At 54.5% G+C, this 380-nt stretch carries 1 protein-coding gene; it reads right to left on the reverse strand.

All coding sequences use genetic code 11. The features are described 5' to 3' along the window. A partial coding sequence (locus tag K5R89_RS27235; protein ID WP_260630715.1) for an MT-A70 family methyltransferase occupies positions 1-380 on the reverse strand: 380 nt, incomplete at both ends.

A 380-nucleotide genomic window follows, 5' to 3' on the forward strand; every position in this document is an offset into this window, starting at 1 on the left:
CGCGGTGCCGTAACATGCTGGCAGATCGACTTATCGATTCGCTTGGGTAGCTTTCCTTTCACCGCAAACAGACAGTCTTCGCTGTTCGCGCGTGTCATGTGGCCCATGCCGATAGCACTGTTTCCTTTGTGCTTGTTCGTCTTGTGCCAGGTGAATCCCTTCATGGTCATCAGGCGGAAACCCCAAGCCTCCATGACTTTCAGCGCCTCGACCGGCTGTGTAGGAACCCACCACATCGCTAACAGGCAATTCTCGGCAGCAAGTTCCCATACTGGCAGTCGGCAGATATCCAGAACGTTCATCACCGGATACTTGAAACCGGCACCACGTTTCCCGTCGGCGGCTTTATCACGGAACATCCATGGAGGGTCAGCATAGAT

It is taken from the genome of Klebsiella sp. TF21-TM, from assembly GCF_019753495.1.
Taxonomy (GTDB): Bacteria; Pseudomonadota; Gammaproteobacteria; order Enterobacterales; family Enterobacteriaceae; genus Klebsiella; species Klebsiella quasipneumoniae.